8 protein-coding genes are annotated in these 16,661 nt (G+C 72.5%); 1 reads left to right on the top strand and 7 read right to left on the bottom strand.

The window, feature by feature from the left end; translation table 11 throughout:
* Positions 1 to 75: 75 nt before the first annotated feature.
* The 7 genes from ACFYY1_RS25540 to ACFYY1_RS25510 form a co-directional block, all read right to left on the bottom strand.
* Complete coding sequence (locus ACFYY1_RS25540) at positions 76 to 8,490, bottom strand: type I polyketide synthase (RefSeq protein WP_388589561.1); 8,415 nt, start codon at positions 8,488 to 8,490, stop codon at positions 76 to 78.
* A 114-nt stretch (positions 8,491 to 8,604) separates the two neighbouring features.
* A complete protein-coding gene (locus ACFYY1_RS25535) occupies positions 8,605 to 9,783 on the bottom strand; it encodes a GDSL-type esterase/lipase family protein (protein WP_388589559.1) in 1,179 nt (392 codons plus the stop codon).
* Positions 9,784 to 9,880: 97 nt separating this feature from the next.
* A complete protein-coding gene (locus ACFYY1_RS25530) occupies positions 9,881 to 10,450 on the bottom strand; it encodes a TetR/AcrR family transcriptional regulator (protein WP_388589556.1) in 570 nt (189 codons plus the stop codon).
* 180 nt (positions 10,451 to 10,630) lie between these two features.
* Entirely contained in the window at positions 10,631 to 11,332 is a 702-nt protein-coding gene (locus tag ACFYY1_RS25525) for a 2-phosphosulfolactate phosphatase (protein WP_388589673.1), read from the bottom strand.
* Between the two features lie 451 nt (positions 11,333 to 11,783).
* The gene (locus tag ACFYY1_RS25520) at positions 11,784 to 12,788 is read right to left on the bottom strand and encodes an SMI1/KNR4 family protein (RefSeq protein ID WP_388589553.1); all 1,005 of its coding nucleotides are present in this window, start codon (positions 12,786 to 12,788) and stop codon (positions 11,784 to 11,786) included.
* A 94-nt stretch (positions 12,789 to 12,882) separates the two neighbouring features.
* The gene (locus ACFYY1_RS25515) at positions 12,883 to 13,920 is read right to left on the bottom strand and encodes an endonuclease/exonuclease/phosphatase family protein (protein WP_388589551.1); all 1,038 of its coding nucleotides are present in this window, start codon (positions 13,918 to 13,920) and stop codon (positions 12,883 to 12,885) included.
* Positions 13,921 to 14,171: 251 nt separating this feature from the next.
* A complete protein-coding gene (locus ACFYY1_RS25510; protein WP_388589548.1) occupies positions 14,172 to 15,293 on the bottom strand; it encodes a PP2C family protein-serine/threonine phosphatase in 1,122 nt (373 codons plus the stop codon).
* 167 nt (positions 15,294 to 15,460) lie between these two features.
* Here ACFYY1_RS25510 and ACFYY1_RS25505 point away from each other — a divergent pair, with 167 nt between their 5' ends.
* Positions 15,461 to 16,492 carry a helix-turn-helix domain-containing protein gene (locus ACFYY1_RS25505; protein WP_388589546.1) on the top strand — a complete coding sequence of 344 codons (1,032 nt, stop codon included), beginning with the start codon at positions 15,461 to 15,463 and terminating at the stop codon, positions 16,490 to 16,492.
* The last annotated feature ends 169 nt before the right edge of the window (positions 16,493 to 16,661 follow it).

The raw sequence follows: 16,661 nt of genomic DNA, 5'->3' as shown, positions 1-16,661 counted from the left end.
AGGCCTCGGCAACCGCTCCGGGAAGCCGCGCCGGGACATCGAGGTGCTCGGCGATCCGCTGCGGCCGGGACCTCCTCAGAAGCGGCTGCCGAGCCACTCGTGGATGGCGAGCGCGGTGGTACGGGCATGCTCCTCCAGCATGGTGAAGTGGTCCCCCGGCACGGTGATTTCGGCGTGGGGCAGGCTCCAGTCCGGGGCGGACCCGGCACCGGGCAGCATGTCCCGGGCTCGTACGTACAGGGTGGGGCAGGCGAGTGGTCCGGGTTTCCAGCCGCTGAAGAGCTCGAAGTATCCGGCCATGGCGGTGAGCCGGTCGGTACTGGCGGGGGCGAACTCCGCCGCCCGGCGCAGCATGTCCGACGTCATCGCGGAGAGCGCCTGCCCCCGGTCGCCGTGCCCCGGGGGATAGGTGTCCACCAGGACGACGGCAGCCGGGGCGGTGCCCTCGGACTCCAGACGCTCGGCCACGGCGTGCGCCACCCAGCCGCCGGCCGACCGTCCCAGCAGTACCGGAGGGCCTTCGGTCGCGGCCGCGCGGACAGCGGCGACCTGGGCCGTGACGAAGGCGTTCAGTGTGGCGGGCAGCGCCTCCCGGGGCTCGAACCCCGGGTGCCGCACCGCCGAAACCGGCCGCAGCCCTCGTAGCCCGGCACCGAGACGCGCGTACTCCTGCGGTCCGGACAGCGCGCTGAGCGCGGGGGAGCAGACCAGCCGGGCCCCCGTGCCGCCCGCCGCGAGCATGACGGGTTCGTGCGCCGCGCCGGGTGCCCCGGCCCGGTCGAAGACCGGACGCAGGCGCGCGGCGACGGTGAGGAGCACCATGCCGTCCCAGCTCCGGCCCCGGGCGCATGCGGTACGGAAGAGCGCGCCCAGGGAGTCCAAGGACTCCTCGGCGTACGGCGCTTCGGCGACCCGCACCCGGCGGTCCGGCGGAGCGCCCACCCCAGGACCGCTTCCCGCACCGCTTCCCGGACCGCCGTCCGCCGGCAGTCCCGGGGAGCCCGGAGCACCGACGGTCCCGGGCCGGGCCCGGCCGTCGGACGCGGCACCCTCGGACGGTGCCTCGGCGGCATACCGCCGCGTCAGCTCGACGGCGAGCGCGCGCGGCGTCGGGAAGTCGAACAGCAGCGTGGACGGCAGGTCGAGCCCCGTCCACGCCGCGAGCTCATTGCGCAGATCGACCGCAGCCAGGGAATCCAGTCCCAGATCCGCCAGCAGGGCGTCCTCGTCGATCTCGCTCGCCTCCTCCCGATGGCCCAGGACGCGGGCCGCCAGCGTCCGGACCTTCGTGAGCAGCACCCCGCCCAGCTCGCCGGCGGAAGCAGCCGCCGGCAACCGGCCGAGCCGATCCCCGCCCCCGTCGCCCCCGTCGCCCGCGCGGTCTTCTTCCCCGGCAGGGGAACGGAGCCGGTTCGCCGCCATGTCACCGCCGCGGAGAGCGGCCGGCGCGAGGCGGGCCGCCACCACCACCGGTTCGTCACCGGCCACGGCCGCGTCGAAGAGCGCCAGGCCCTCTTCGGGCCCGAGCGGGCCGAACCCGGAACGGGCCATCCGCCGACGGTCCGCGTCGCCGAGGTGCGCCATCATGCCGTCGCCCTGCTGCCAGGGGCCCCAGACGATCGACGTGCCGGGCAGCCCGAGCCGCCCGCGGTGCCGCGCCAGGGCGTCCAGCACACAATTGGCCGCGGCGTAATTGGCCTGACCCGCGGAGCCGAAGGTACCCGCCACCGAGGAGAACAAAGCGAACACGGCCAGGTCATGACCGCGGGTCAGCTCATGCAGAGCGAGAGCGGCGTCGGCCTTGGGGCGCATCACCCGACTCACCCGGTCCGGGGTGAGCGCCGCGACGACACCGTCGTCCAGCACTCCCGCGGTGTGCACGACGCCCGTCAGCGGGTGGGCCGCCGGCACCGCGTCGAGCAGGGCCGCGAGCGCGGTCCGGTCCGCGACATCACAGGCGTGCACGGTCACCTCGGCGCCCGCCTCGTGCAGTTCCGCGACGAGCTCACGCGCCCCCGGAGCGTCCGGCCCCCGTCGGCCGGCGAGCAGCAGGTGCCGGACGCCGTGAGCGGTGACCAGGTGCCGAGCCACCAGCATCCCCAGGGAACCGGTGCCGCCGGTGACCAGGACGGTCCCCTCCGGGTCGAGGGTCCGCCCCTTCCGTGACTTCGGCGCCGCCTCGGCCGGCAGCGGAACCAGCTCCGGTACGTACACCGCCCCTCGGCGTACGGCCGCCTCCGGGACCGAGGCGGCCAGCAGGCCGGGAACGGCGCTCCACGAGTCGGGGTGCCCGTCCACGTCGATCACGGCGAAGCGGCCCGGGTTCTCCCGCAGCGCCGAACGGACCAGGCCCCACACCGGGGTGTGCAACGGTACGGCCCCTGCCTCGCCGGACCGGCCGTCACTCCCACGCCCGGCGGCATCGTCCGTGCGGAAACCGCCACTTGCCGCAGCGACGGCACCGGACGTCACGAGGACGAGACGGGAGCGGGACAGGTGCGGTTCGGCGAGCCATTCCTGTACGAGCCTCAGTGCCCGGTCCGCCGCCCGCAGCAGACCGGCCGCCTGGTCCTGCCCGCCGCCGGCCGTGCCGGGCAGTGGGCACGGTGCCACGACGACGGCCGAGGACGCGTCGCACGCCGCCGGGTCGGGGTACACCGGGACTCCGGAACCGGGCGGCGCGAGAGCGTCCACCAGCCATGTGCCCGCAGCGCCCAGAACCCCCCAGCGGGGCAGTGCCATGGGTGCGGACGGCTCGGCCATCGCCACCCAGTCGGTCCGGTGGAGTGCACCGGGGACCGCGTCGGCCGCCGTTGTACCGGAGCCGGGACCGGTACGCGGAAGAGGCCGGAGCGCCAGCGAACGGACCGTCGCCACCGGCGAGCCCGTCTCGTCGCTCAGTTCCACCGCGGCCCGGCCGTCCGGACCGGGGGCCACCCGTACCCGCAGGCGCTGCACACCGGCGGCGTGCACACGCACCCCGCTGAAGGCGAACGGCAGGGACAAGCCGCCGTCCGCCGGACCGGCTGCCCCGGACAAGTGCGCGACCAGGCCGTCCAGGGCCAGGGCGTGGAGCGCCGCGTCGAGCAGCGCGGGGTGCAGGACGAACTCCGGGCCCCCCGCCTCCCGATGCGCGGCCCGGACAGCTTCGGGCAGCGCGACATCCGCGTACAACTCCTCCCCGTGCCTCCAGACGGCACGCAGGCCCCGGAAGGCGGGGCCGTATCGCAGCCCGCCGGCGGCCAGTTGCTCGTACGGCCCCGTCCCCGGGACGCCGGCGTGCAGCGGCAGCGAACCCTCCGGCGGCCAGGACGCGTCGGGCCGGGGCGCGCCGCCCATCTCGCCCGCGGTCGCTCCCCGGCCCGCGGACAGCGGCATCGGCGAGAGCGTGCCGACGGCGTTACGGAGCCAGGGGCCGTCACCCGCCGTACTGTGCGGCCGCGAGTGGAAGAGCACAGCCCGCCGCCCCGCTTCGTCCGCCCCCGCCACCCTCACCTGCAAGGCGACCGCACCGTCCGAGGGCACCGGTAGCGGTGCGGTCAGGACGAGCTCGTCCAGGACAGCGGAGCCCATCAACTCACCTGCGTGGAGGGCCATTTCGAGGAATGCGGTGGCAGGCAGCAGCATCTCACCGGCGACCACGTGGTCGACGAGCCACGGCTGGTCCCGTACCGAGAGCGACCCGCTCAGCAGCAACCCGTCGTCGTCGGCCGTACGGGTGACCGACCGCAGGAACGGATGGGCGGCCTCGGCCGCCGGGGCGGCGGGCGCAAGCTCCGGGACGGCCTCCAGCCAGTACCGGCGGCGCTGGAAGGCGTACGTGGGCAGCGCGACGCGCCGCCCACCGCCCCCGGCGAGGGCGGCCCGCCAGTCGACGGGAACACCGTGGGCGTGCAGCGCGGCCAGCGTGTCCAGCAAGGCGTCCGCCTCCGGCCGCTTCCTGCGCAGTGTCGGCAGAACCAGCGGCACCGGACCCCGCTCACCACCGCCGGCCCCGCCCCCGTCCGGGCCGTCCGCGTCCGGGCCGTCCGTGCCCGGCCCGGATGAGGCGAGGCAATCACGCACCAGGCCGGTGAGCACGCCGTCCGGCCCCAGTTCGACGTAGTGTGCCGCGCCTTGCTCGCCCAGGTACGCCACCGAATCGGCGAAGCGGACCGGACGGCGGACATGGCCCACCCAGAACTCCGGCGTGCACACCTCCTCGGCGGTGGCCGTCCGGCCCGGTACAGCGGTGATCAGGGGCAGGTGCGGCGCGGCGAAGGACAGACGCCCGACCACCTCCGCGAACTCGGCCAGCACGGGCTCCATCCGGGCGGAGTGGAAGGCATGGCCGACCCGTAGCGGCGTCACCGCACGGCCCCGCTCCCGGAAGTACGCGGCCACCTCCCGCACCGTCGGCTCGTCGCCGGAGACCACCACCGACGCGGGCCCGTTGACCGCGGCGATCTCCACCGCGCCGCCCACCCCGGAGAGATGGCCGGCCACCTCGTCCGCTCCCGCAGCCACGGCCGCCATGGCGCCGCCCGGAGGCAGCGCGTCCATCAGCCGGCCCCGGGCCGCCACCAGCGTGCACGCGTCCGCGAGGGACAACACCCCGGCGGCGTGCGCCGCCGCCACCTCGCCCACCGAGTGCCCGGCCACCGCACCGGAACGTACTCCCCACGCCTCGAACTGCCGGAACAAAGCGGTCTCCAGAGCGAAGAGCGCCGGCTGCGCGAACCGGGTCGTGTCCAGCAACGCGCCCTTCTCCGTACCGGGCCCCGCGAACATGACGTCCCGCAGCGGCACCGGCAGCAGCGGGTCGAGCAGGGCACAGCACTCGTCCAACGTACGGGCGAAGACCGGGTGCAGATCCCGCGACCCGTACAACTCACCACCCATGCCGACACGTTGACTGCCCTGTCCGGTGAACAGGAAGGCCGTCGAGCCGAGATGGCGTGACGTGCCCGTGTGCACGCCGGACCGGCCGCCGCCCTCGGCCACGGCCCGCAGGGCGCCGAGCAGCTCCGCACGGTCCCGGGCCACCACCACGGCCCGGTGCTCCAGGGCCGCACGCGTGGTGGCGAGCGAGTACCCGATGTCCACCAGGGACGTGTCAGGAGCGGCGGCCACATGGTCGTACAGCCGTCGCGCCTGGGCCCGCAGCCCCGGCACGCTCCGCGCCGACAGCGGAAAGGCCACCGCGGCCCGCCCAGGAAGCGCCGCGCACTCCGACTCCACCCCGGGCCCGGCACCGCCGCCCCTCGCGGCCCCGCCTCCCACCACGCCACACAGCGCTGCGGCCTCCCCGTCTCCCCCGGGCTCTTCGAGCACCACATGGGCATTGGTGCCGCTGATCCCGAACGACGACACCCCCACCCGGCGCCGGCGGTCCGTCGCGGGCCACTCCACCGCCCGGCTCAGCAGCGCGATCCGCCCCGCCGACCAGTCGACCCGGGGCGTCGGCTCGTCGGCGTGCAAGGTGCGCGGCAGCACACCGTGCCGCATCGCCTGGACCATCTTGATCACCCCGGCCACTCCGGCGGCGGCCTGGGTGTGACCGATGTTCGACTTCACCGAGCCCAACCGGAGGGGACGCTCCCGCTCCTGCCGCCCATACGTCGCGAGGAAGGCCTCCGCCTCGATGACGTCCCCCAGCCGGGTGCCGGTGCCGTGCGCCTCCACCGCGTCGATGTCCCCGGGTTCCAGCCCCGCGTCCGCGAGCGCCTGGCGGATCACCCGCTGCTGCGCCGGGCCGTGCGGTGCGGTCAGCCCGTTGCTCGCCCCGTCCTGGTTCACCGCCGAGCCGCGCACCACGGCCAGTACCGGAAGCCCGGCGCGGCGCGCCTCGGACAGCCGGCTCAGCAGCAGCATTCCGGCACCCTCGGCCCACCCCGTGCCGTCGGCGGACGCACCGAACGCCTTGCAGCGGCCGTCCGGTGCCAGCGCCCGCTGGCGACTGAACTCCACGAACGACGAGGGCCCCGACATCACCGTGGCACCACCGGCCAACGCGAAGGCGCACTCGCCCCGGCGCAGCGCCTGGGCCGCCAGATGCAGGGCCACCAGCGACGAGGAACACGCCGTGTCCACGGTGAGCGCCGGGCCTTCGAGGCCGAAGGCGTACGCGATGCGGCCCGAGGCGACGCTTCCGGCGTTGCCGAGGCCGAGGTACCCCTCGACCTGCTCGGGCGTCCTTGCCAGGCGGCGCGCGTAGTCGCTGTACATCAGCCCGACGTACACCCCGGTCGCCGAGCCGCGCAGCGTGCCCGGGACGAGACCGGCGTACTCGAAAGCCTCCCACGCCACTTCGAGCAGCAGCCGGTGCTGCGGGTCCATGGCCAGGGCCTCGCGGGGCGAGATGCCGAAGAAGGCGGGGTCGAAGCGGTCCGCACCGGAGAGGAAGCCGCCCTCGCGCACATACGTCCTCCCGGGCCGCCCGGGGTCCGGGTCGTAGAGCGCGTCGACGTCCCAGCCCCGGTCGGTGGGGAAGGGGCCGATGGCGTCCCGCCCGTCGGCCACCAGCCGCCACAGTTCCTCGGGCGAGGTCACGTCCCCGGGGTAGCGGCAGGCCATCCCCACAATCACCACGGGATCGTCGTCCGACCGGGCCGCACTCCGGTCCACCGGCCCGGCACCGGCCGGTGCGACGGCGCTCCGTTCCCCGAGGTGGGCGGCGAGCGCCTCGGCCGTGGGAAAGTCGAAGGCGACGGCCTCGGAGAGCGGCAGACCGGTCACCGCCGACAGCCGCTCCCGCAGCACCGTGGCCGTCAGGGAGTCCATGCCCAGGTCCCGCAGCGCGGTGCCCGGCTCCACCGCCTGAGCCGTACAGCCGAGCACGGCCGCCACCTCGCTCCGCACCAGGGCGAGCAGGTCCTGCGACGGCTTCCCGTCGCCGGCGGTCCCCGCGCCCAGTGCCCGTGCGGCCAGACCGGCCAGGTCCCGCCGTAGGATCTTCCCGGAGGAGGTACGGGGCAGGTCCGCCACCTCGAACAGTTCGACGGGCACCTTGGAACCGGAGAGTTCCGCACGACAGGCGGCGAGGACGCGCCCCCGGTCCAGTACGCCGCCGGGCTCGGCGACCAGATAGCCGACCGGCACCTCGCCGAAGGCGGGGTGCGGGCGTCCGGCCACGGCGGCGTCCACCACCCCGGGCAGCCGCCGCAGCACCGCCTCCACCTCCGACGGGTGGATGTTCACCCCGCCCCGGACGATCAGGTCGCTCGCCCGGCCGGTGATCGCCAGCGCACCGGAGCCATCGATCCTGGCCAGGTCACCCGTGCGGAACCAGCCGTCGCGCAGTACCTCCGCGGTGGCTTCCGGCCTGCCGTGGTAACCGGCCATCACCCCGGGCCCGTTGACCCACAACTCGCCCTCGCCCGTGTCCCGGCCGTCCGGACCCCCGCCGACCCGGACCCGGGTGCCGGGCAGCACCCGCCCGCATGCCCCGGACGCCGTCGCCCCGTCCAGCGCCGGCATGGTGACCGGGCCCGCCTCCGTACTGCCGTAGTGCTCCAGATAGGGCACACCACAGATCGCCTCGAAGGACTCGTGGAACCCGGGCCCCGCCGCCGCGCCACCACTGACACAACCGCGCAGCGCGGGGCCGCCCAGACCGTTGCCGCCGTCCCGGCCGCCGTTCTCGCCCCGGACCGCGTCGAGCAGTGCCGAGTACGTGGTCGGAACCCCGCCGAGCAAGGTGAACGAGACATCCCCACGCCGCAGTTCGCCGAGCACCCCCGCCACCGAGAACCGGGGCAGCAGCACCGCGCTCGCCCCCACCGCGGTCACCCCGAGGAAGCACACGATCTGGCTCATCGCGTGATGGAGGGGCAACGGCCACAGCACACGGTCCCGTTCGGACAGGCCCAGAACACCGACCAGGCCCGTCGCGACCGGCGAGAGCCGGTTGCGCTGGGTGGACAGCACACCCTTGGGCACCCCGGAGGAGCCCGAGGTGTAGAGGAGCCAGGCCACGTCGTCCAGCGCGAGATCGTCCCGGGCCGGCGTCCTCGGGTCCGTACCCGCCAACTCCTCGAACCGCAGCACGCCACCCGCGCCTGCCACCCCGGCGGGCCGCCCCCCGTCCCCGTCCTCGGCACCGCCTTCGGCCACCACCACGGTCAACCCGGGGCGCAACGGCAGCGTTCGCCGCCGCGCCAGGCACGCATCATCCGTGATGAGCACCCGCGCCCCGCTGTCGTCCAGCAGGCGGGTCAGCTCTTCCACCGAGTTCCCGGGGTCCAGAGGCACGCCCACGCCGCTCGCCCGGGTGACGGCGAGCAGGCTCTCGACCGCCTCGACACGGTTGCCGAGCAGTACGGCCACCCGGTCGCCACGTTCCAGACCGAGTCCGGCCAGATGACCGGCCAGCCGCGCGGTCCTCCGTTCCAGCTCCCGGTAGGTCACACGCCTGAGCCGGTCCTCGAAACAGACCTTGTCGCCGAGGCGCCGGGCGTGGCGCCCGAGCAGTTCCGGCAGTGGTTCGACGATGCCGGCGTGCTTACCCACCGCATGACCTCCTTGAGACGACCCGCCGTTGAGGACGGTGGCACAGTGCACCAGGTTGCCTCCCGGCCCCGGCGAGGCCGCGCACCGAACGCGGTCTGTGTGACCGCGGTGTGGTCAGTCGGTCTCGGCCGCGAAGGGGCCGCCGTCGCCGAAGACGAGCCGCGCGAAGTTCTCGCCGATGCGACGGTGCCCTGCGGGATCAGGATGGACCTCGTCGGGCAGCGGGATCTCGGCGTAGTCCTTCTCGCCGTAGAGGCCACGGCCGTCGAGGTGGTGCAGGTTCGGGTCGTCGGCCGCTCGCTGTTCGACGATCCGGGCGAGTTCGTCGCGGATGACGTTGAGCGTAAGGCGCCCGGCTGCGCGTTCGGCAGGATCGCCTGTGGCCTTGAACCGCAATGTCCCGCCGCCGAAGTCGGGCGCGAGGGGGCCGGGAGTGTCCTCCTGGACCGGGCACAGGACGGGGGACACGACCAGCAGCGGCGTGGTCGGATGCCCCTCGCGGATGGTGTCGAGGAAGCCGTGGACCGCGGGGGTGAAGGCGCGCAGGCGCATCACGTCGGAGTTGACGACGTTGATGCCGATCTTGACGCTGATCAGATCCGCAGGGGTGTCTCGCATCGCGCGGGCGGTGAACGGATCGAGCAGTGCGCCTCCGCCGAACCCGAGGTTGACCAGCTCCACTTCGCCCTGAGCCGCGGCCAGGGCCGGCCAGGTCGCGGTCGGGTGGGCGGCGTTCGAGCCGTGGCTGATGGAACTGCCGTGGTGCAGCCACACCCTGCGCCCGCTGTCCGGCGCCGGCTCGACCGGGGCATCGGTACGCAGAGCGATCAGTTCGGTGATCTCCGTATGCGGAAGCCAGATCTCGATGTCCTTGCCGCGGGCTGGTAGACCGGTGAACCGGGCGGTACCGACGGGCCCCTCACACAGTTCGGCGGCCTGGGTGACCATGTCGGTGATCGTGCGGACGTTGCCGCCGGGCACCGTGGCCTGGGCAACGAGCCGGCCGTCCACCAGCAGGTCGTAGACGCCGTCCGCCGGGGCCGGGAGACCTCGGTAGACCCGCTTGGTGGGCAGCGTGTCCAGTTCGATGGTGGTGGCCCGGGTACGGAAGGCCAGCCGCACGCCGGAGGGCTGGGCCTCGGCCACGGCCAGTTGGTCGTCAGGGATCTGCCGGCGAGCCCGAGCGGGCAGTCGATGCGGCAGCAGGCCGTGTGCGGTCGGTTCCAGGTCGAGGAATCCACGCAGCATGTCCGCGGTGACAGGTGTGGTGATCCAGTCGTGTTCGGTGTTCACTGTCCCAGCCTTTTGATCAAGAAATTTCGGATTGTTCAGTGCGCGGCTGTGCCGGTGTGCGGCGGCGGACCGGCTTCGGCGGCGTGGCCCCGGCTGGTCAGGGCTTGGTCCGGTTCCGCAACAGAACATCGAGGGAATCCAGGATCCAGGCCCAGGATTCCTGCGAGTCGACGGCGGTGTGCCCGAAGCCTCCGGCCATCTCCAGGCTGACGTAGCCGTGGAAGACGCTGCCCAGCATCCGGACCGCGTGCGTCTGGTCCGGTTCCGTCAGGTCGTAGCCGCGCAGGATCGCCCGCGTCATCTGCGCGTGCCGCACCCCGGCGCCGGCGGCCGCGGTCTCGGGGTCGAGCCTGAGGCGGGCGGCGTCGTAGCGGCCGGGATGCTCCCGGGCGTAGTCGCGGTAGGCATCCGCAAAGGCGACCAGTGCGTCCTTGCCGGCCCGCCCGGCCAGCGCGGCGGCGACCCGGTCGGCGAGCTCTTCCAGCGCGAACAGAGCGATCCTGATCCTGAGGTCCTGGGAGCTCTTCAGGTGCGAGTACAGACTCGCGACCTTGACATCGAACCGCCGGGCGAGCGCCGAGACGGTCACCTGGTCGAAGCCGACCTCGTCGGCCAGTTCCGCCCCCGCACGCGTCAGACGCTCCGTGGTCAGCCCTGCACGAGCCATAACCTTCCTCCCATTCAGCGATAGTCATTATGCATTTGGCTAACATCTTTAGGTAAATGCGGCACTGCCGCCCGGCGTGCAGGGGAACCGGAGAGGGACCGCAGTGCGCGAAAGGCGCCGACCCTGCCGCCGCGACCGGTGTCCCGGTGGAACTTCCCGGTCACGGCACTGGCGAAGCGATCAGATCGAAGCCTCGTCGGCCGGTGAAGGCACGGCGCACGGACGGAGGACCATGAGCGAGTCCTCCACGGTCGCCACCATGGCAAAGGGGAATCGGTCGAGTTCGAGGCAGAGTGCGACGTCATCGGGGTGGACCCCCTTGCGTACACCCTCCGCCAACTCGGTGGCGGCACGCGACTCTTCGGCGCGGCGCAGGAATTCACCCGCACTCGTCCCGGCCCCGGTGGCCCTGCGGGCGATGTACTGGGCGCACGCCAGATCTTCATCGGCCTGCCCGTCTTCGCCAGTGACCACGAACGTGACACTGTCACCCTCATGTGTCCGCAAAAGCCGGGCCGTTGCCTCCGCCACCACGAAGCCGGCGCACAGCACCAGGGAGGCATCCTTGACCGCAAGGGCGCCGACCGTCCCTGCCGTGGTCTTCTGCACAACGGTCCGTCCACCGAGGTCAACGGACCGCAACAGGCCCGGAGAGTTGACGGTGTCGAACCCGGGCGCGAGCGCACCGTCCTTGAGCGCCACCCAATCCGGGTGGCGGGCCTTGAGCGCCAGGGCTTCGTCCAGCGACTCGGCAAGAACGATCTTTTCCGCCCCCTGGGCGAAAGCCCAGGCCGCCACCGTGAAAGCACGCATGACGTCGACAACTACCGCTACGGACGGGGATTCGGTCAAATCGGCGATACCAAGGAAGCGAGCTTTCATCCGGTCATGATCGCGCATGACCGACCCGAATCACCCAGGCGGTGATGTACATCATGTGGACGGTCCCGGAACGCAAACCCTTCGGTTGTCGGAACAGTTCGAGCTCGTCGAAGGGGCGGCGTGACGGCGACCGGCAAGCTCGCGATGCGATGCGATGTTACGGCCCCGGGCAGGGACCGTGGTCCGTCGTCCCGGCTCAGGGGTGCCTTGCACTTCGTACGCAATCTTCGGCCGCGCCCCGAACGGTGGGGGCTGCGGGCGGCGCACCTGCGCGACCCGGACGGGAACCTGCTGGAGATCCAGACGTACTGAGCGCCGCTCGGCGGCCGGCCGGCCACCGAGGGTTCTCCGCACGGATTCCGGTGCCGGCCCCGGCAGCATCCGATTCGTCCTGCGCACGATCGAGGACGGCGAGCACAGGCAAAGCGGGTCGGTTGTCCGGCGCAGAAGGCTAGTGGCCCTCCCCGTCGCGGTTCTCGTAGCTCGTGAACCAGTGCTGGTCGAAGTAGCGCGCGGTGGAGTAGGGGTGGTGCGGGTCGGTGAGCAGGCGATGGACGAACTCCGCAGTCGAGACGTCGAACCGGTTCCACTCGCTGTAGTCGTCGCCCGTGACGAGGATGGGCCACCGGTCGGGGGACGAGCCCTCGGTGAGCCAGTAGAAGGAGGTCTGCTGCTCCGTGCTCGCCCACTGCAGCAGTCCTCCAGGAGTTGGGTGGAGCCGGTACGGCGCCCATGGCTCGACGCCGTCCTCGGCTGCTGCCCGGGCCCAGAACTCGTTGAACTCGACGAGGTCGAGGCTGCCGGGCGGTCCGTCGGGGATCAGGAGACCGAGGTAGTCGTCGAAGTCGCCGTAGCCGAACAGCTCGATCAACTCCTTGTAGTCGCCGGGCAGCGCCGTTCCGAGCCGGGCCTCGACCGACGCCCAGTCGATCGCGCTGTCGCTCCGCTCCCGTGTCCATCCGGTGACGGCGACGACCCGGTCCACCCAGGGAGCTTCCTCCCGCAGTCCGTCCGGCTGCTCCTTCGATACGGGTTTCGCTGCCGTCGCCGTCGGCTGCCGCGCTGGTCCGACCTGCGCGCCCGTCGGCTGCCGTACGGACTGCCCGGCCACCAGCACCACCCGCTTCACCGCTCCGTCTGCCCGGACCGCACCGCAGCCGATCCACCAGCCGGAGTGCTTCCACGCGCGCATCTCGACGACCTGATCCCCGAAAGGGGCGAGGAGCGGCGCTCCGGTGCGTTCGGTCACCGTCGGATCGACGTACCCGTCCATGGCCAGGTTGCGAGACATCCCGTAGCGTGCCGTCAGTTCCCTGCGCAGGGACCTCATGTCGACGGCCTCGTCCGCCGGCAGACAGGCATGGTCCTCGCCATGAACGGCCCGGCCGCACACCGCGTCCCGCCGGTTGTGAGCCACCAGATCGTGAACGGCAGCGAGCAGTTCCTGTTCATCCATGGTCGGGCAGTAAAGCACGGACCTGTGACACCCCTCCGTCCGCTGTGCCCGCCGGCACCGCCCCCGTTCCTCATGCCCCGCTCGGAGCGTTCCTTCAGTCCAGTGCGATCCGGGCCGCGACCGGCAGGTGGTCGCTGCCGGTGACGGGCAGGGTGCGGATGTGGCCGACGGTGGCCGAGCGGGCCATGACCTGGTCGATCCGGGCCAGCGGGAAGGCGGTGGGGAAGCTGAAGGCGAAGCCACGTTCCGCCACGTTCATCCGTGAGGTCAGCGGGGCCAGACCGCGGTCGTCGACCGTGCCGTTGAGGTCGCCCAGCAGGATCACCGTTCGCAGCTTCTCGGCGGCGATGGCCCTGCCCAGCAGATCGGCGCTCTCGTCGCGCCAGGAGGACGCGAGGCCGCTCGCCCCGACACGGATCGAGGGAAGGTGTGCGACGTACGCCGCGATCTCGCCATGCGGGGTGTGGACCACGGCCCGCAACCCGCGATTCCAGGCCTCCGTGATCCCTCGGGGCTTTATGTTCAACGGCCGGGCATCGGTGAGCGGATGCTTCGACCAGAGTGCGACGGTGCCCTGGACCGTGTGGTACGGATAGTCGGGGGCGAGGGTTCTCTCGTAGACCGGCAGCGCCGGGGGCACCAGCTCCTCCAGCGCGATGAGATCGGGCGCGGCGTCAGCCAGGGCGCGGGCCGTGCCCGCCGGGTCGGTGTTCTCGTCGCTGACGTTGTGCTGCACCACGACCAGGTCGTGCGCCCCGGGCTCCGCCCCGGGCAGCAGCAGCCCGCCGAAGAGGTACATCCAGGCCGCCACCGGCAGCAGCAGGGCCACCAGCGCGGTGGCCGAACGCCGCAGCAGCGACAGGCCGAGCAGAGCCACGACCACCAGACCGAGCCAAGGCAGGAAACTCTCCAGCAAACTGCCCAGGCGGCCAACGGAGTTGGGCACGGCCTGGTGGAACGCCAACAGCCCGGCCGTCAGCACCGCAAGCGCGGCGAGGCCCCGGTCCCGCGTCAGGACCGGCCGGCCCCTCGCCCACTCCTCCCGCCGCCCCGTCCGGCACCGCGCCCGCCGGGGCGCTGCTGCCTTCGCCTTCGCCGTCGACGCCGCACCGTTGTCCGCCCGCTTCACCATGGCTTCCCCTCCACTTGACCTCGCCCCCCCAGGACGAGTGATCAGGCGAATCAGTTTCCGGCGAAGGAGGATCCGTCCGCGCTGTTGCTCCTCCGCCGCGGGCGGTCCGGACGGGAACGTCCGGCAGTTCCTTGAGGGCCAGAGGGTGGCGAGTGCGCGGACGGCGGGGACGGCGGGCGGCAGCAGGACGGCGAGTACGCCTGTGCCGTGCGCGGGGCTTTTGCGTATGACGATGTACGACGAACGACCGCTCAGTGGGTGGGTGACCGTCGCACCGTCAGTACCGCCACGTCGTCGTGCTGGCCGCCACCCCCGGCGAACACGCGCGCGTCGTCGTACAGCGCACGCGGCAGCTCGGTGGGGGAGAGCGACACGCGCCGGGTGAGGCTCTCGGTGAGGGGATAGAACGCACCGTCCGCGGCGCGGGTCTCGGTGAGCCCGTCCGTGGTCAGGAGTAGGGTCGCGCCGGGCGGGAAGACGAACCAGTCGACCGTCGCGGGTTCGTCGGCGAGCTCCGCGAGGCCGAGCGGGACGCCGGACGTGAGGGCCAGTGTGGTGACGGTGGTGTCATGGAGCACCTGTGGCAGGACATGGCCGCAGTTGATGGCCTGCACCTCGGCACCCGCGTCGATGTTGAGGATGAGCGCGGTGACGAACCGTTCGTCGTCGCCGGTCTGCGCGGCATAGGAGTTGTGCCGTACGACGGAGGCGTCCAGGGCGTCGACGAGCGCGGTCAGGGTGGGTTCCCGGTGGGCCGTCGCACGGAACGCGCCGATGACGGCGAACGCGGCGCCGACCGCGGGGAGTCCCTTTCCCTGGACGTCGCCGATCAGCACCCGGGTTCCCCACGGCGAGTCGACGACGTCGTAGATGTCCCCGCCGACCAGACGGTCCTCCTGAACGGGCTCGTACACGCCGTTCACCAGGACGTCGTCGGTGACCATGGGCAGGGGGCGCAGGATGTGGCGCTGCATCGCGGCCGCGGTGGAGCGCAGCCCGATCATCTCCTGCTCACGACTGATACGGCGGTGGCACGCGTAGACGGAGGCCGCACCCAGGATGAGGGTGAGCAGGATCATGAGGATCCTGTCGAGCCACGGCCGCCCGTCCCCCTGCCGGACCAGCATGGTGACGATCACGACGAGTCCGGTCCAGGCGAACACGAACTGCGTCTGGCGGACGGTGCACAGCGCCGAAGCAGCCCCCGGAAGGAAGACGAGAAGACCCAGAAGCCACACCGGGGACTGCGACAGGGCCCCCAGAACCAGCACCAGCAAGGTGACCGAGGCGACAGCGATCACGACTTCGGCCCCGCTCGGCGGTTCGATGGCCTCGGCCGGACGCACCGGCTTCTTCGCATGCTTACGTACCACGGGACCTCCGGGGCAGACGGGGCATATCCACTTACAGTAGGCAGGCCCCGACCGCCGTGCGGCCACGCCCCGCCGGACGGCCGCACCCTCTCGGCCGCACGCGTTCCGGGGTGGGCGGATGGTGCATCGGGCGGCGGGGATAAGGTTGCCCCGAAGGGGGGAACCGGATGTTGCAGGCACTGGGACTGGGGTCGGCCGAAGAGGCCGTCTACACCGCATTGCTGCCCCGTCCGTCCGCCTCGGCCCAGGACCTCGTCCGGCAGACCGGGCTGGAGCGGGCCGAGATCGCCCGGGTCCTGTGCGATCTGGCGGCGCGCGGCCTGGTCGCGGTGGTGTCCGAAGCGGGTGGTGAGGTGCCTGCCCCGGCCGACCGGGGAGCCGACGGCGGACCAGCCGCCCAGTACCGGCTCGCGCCGCCTTCCGTGGCCCTCGCCCCGCTTCTCGTCGAGCAGCGCAACGCGTTGCACCGGGCCGAGACCGCGTTCTCGGTGCTGACCGAGCAGTACCGGAACACCGCCGCACACCCCGCGGGCAGTGTCGTGGAAGTGGTCGTCGGCGTGGAGCAGGTCGCCCACCGGTTCCACCAGCTGGAGCTCGGCGCGCAGCAGGAGCTGCTCGTGTTCCTCGTCGGCGAGCCGATGGCGGTGCCGCGCGAGGACACCGACATGGCGGAGAGTTCCGCGCTCGACCGCGGGGTCGAATTCCGGGTCGTGGCCACGAAGGACTATCTCGACGGACAAAAGATGGCAGCGGACATGCGGGCGGCCATCACAGCAGGGCTGGAAGTCCGCCTGGTCGACGCCTTGCCGCTGAAGATGGTCGTGTCGGACCGGGAGCGCGCGATGGTGCCGCTCGACGTGGCCGGTCCGTGTGGCGAGCCGAGCGCCATCGTGGTGCATCGCAGCGGTCTGCTCACCGCCCTTGTGCACCTGTTCGAGAAGGAATGGGACCGGGCCCGGCCGCTGTACCCCACTGCCACCGGCGTACGGGCGCAGGCGGCAGCGGAGCAATGGCCGACCGAGGGTGAACTCGAAGTCCTGTCCTTGCTGCTGGCGGGAATCTCCGACCGGCGTGCGGCTTCGCAGCTCGGCGTCTCCATCCGGACCGTGGAGCGGCGGACGCGCCGCCTGATGGACCTCGCGGGAGCCGATTCCCGGCTGCAGCTCGGCTGGCACGCCGCCCGCGCGGGCTGGCTGTGACCGGCCCTCCCTCGTGACCGTCCGATGGAAACCCGACCATGCGGGAATCCCGTCATGTGCAGGCTCCTCGACGCCCGGCAGGCCCACCGGCTGAGCCTGGAGACCGACCGTCCGGCGACGGGGGACACGACCACGATCAACTACGCCCGCAGCTGGGACGCGTACGCGG

The organism is Streptomyces sp. NPDC001890 (assembly GCF_042891445.1).
Taxonomy (GTDB): Bacteria; Actinomycetota; Actinomycetes; order Streptomycetales; family Streptomycetaceae; genus Streptomyces.
The sequence above is the reverse complement of the archived record's forward strand: the minus strand, read 5'-3'. Positions and strand labels throughout refer to the sequence as shown.

What these genes read in the sequence shown, in the direction of transcription:
- ACFYY1_RS25530 (WP_388589556.1), bottom strand. Translation starts at nt 10,450, where the DNA reads ATGGCTCGTGCAGGGCTGACCACGGAGCGTCTGACGCGTGCGGGGGCG.
- ACFYY1_RS25520 (WP_388589553.1), bottom strand. Translation starts at nt 12,788, where the DNA reads ATGGATGAACAGGAACTGCTCGCTGCCGTTCACGATCTGGTGGCTCAC.
- ACFYY1_RS25505 (WP_388589546.1), top strand. Translation starts at nt 15,461, where the DNA reads ATGTTGCAGGCACTGGGACTGGGGTCGGCCGAAGAGGCCGTCTACACC.
- ACFYY1_RS25525 (WP_388589673.1), bottom strand. Translation starts at nt 11,332, where the DNA reads ATGAAAGCTCGCTTCCTTGGTATCGCCGATTTGACCGAATCCCCGTCC.
- ACFYY1_RS25515 (WP_388589551.1), bottom strand. Translation starts at nt 13,920, where the DNA reads ATGGTGAAGCGGGCGGACAACGGTGCGGCGTCGACGGCGAAGGCGAAG.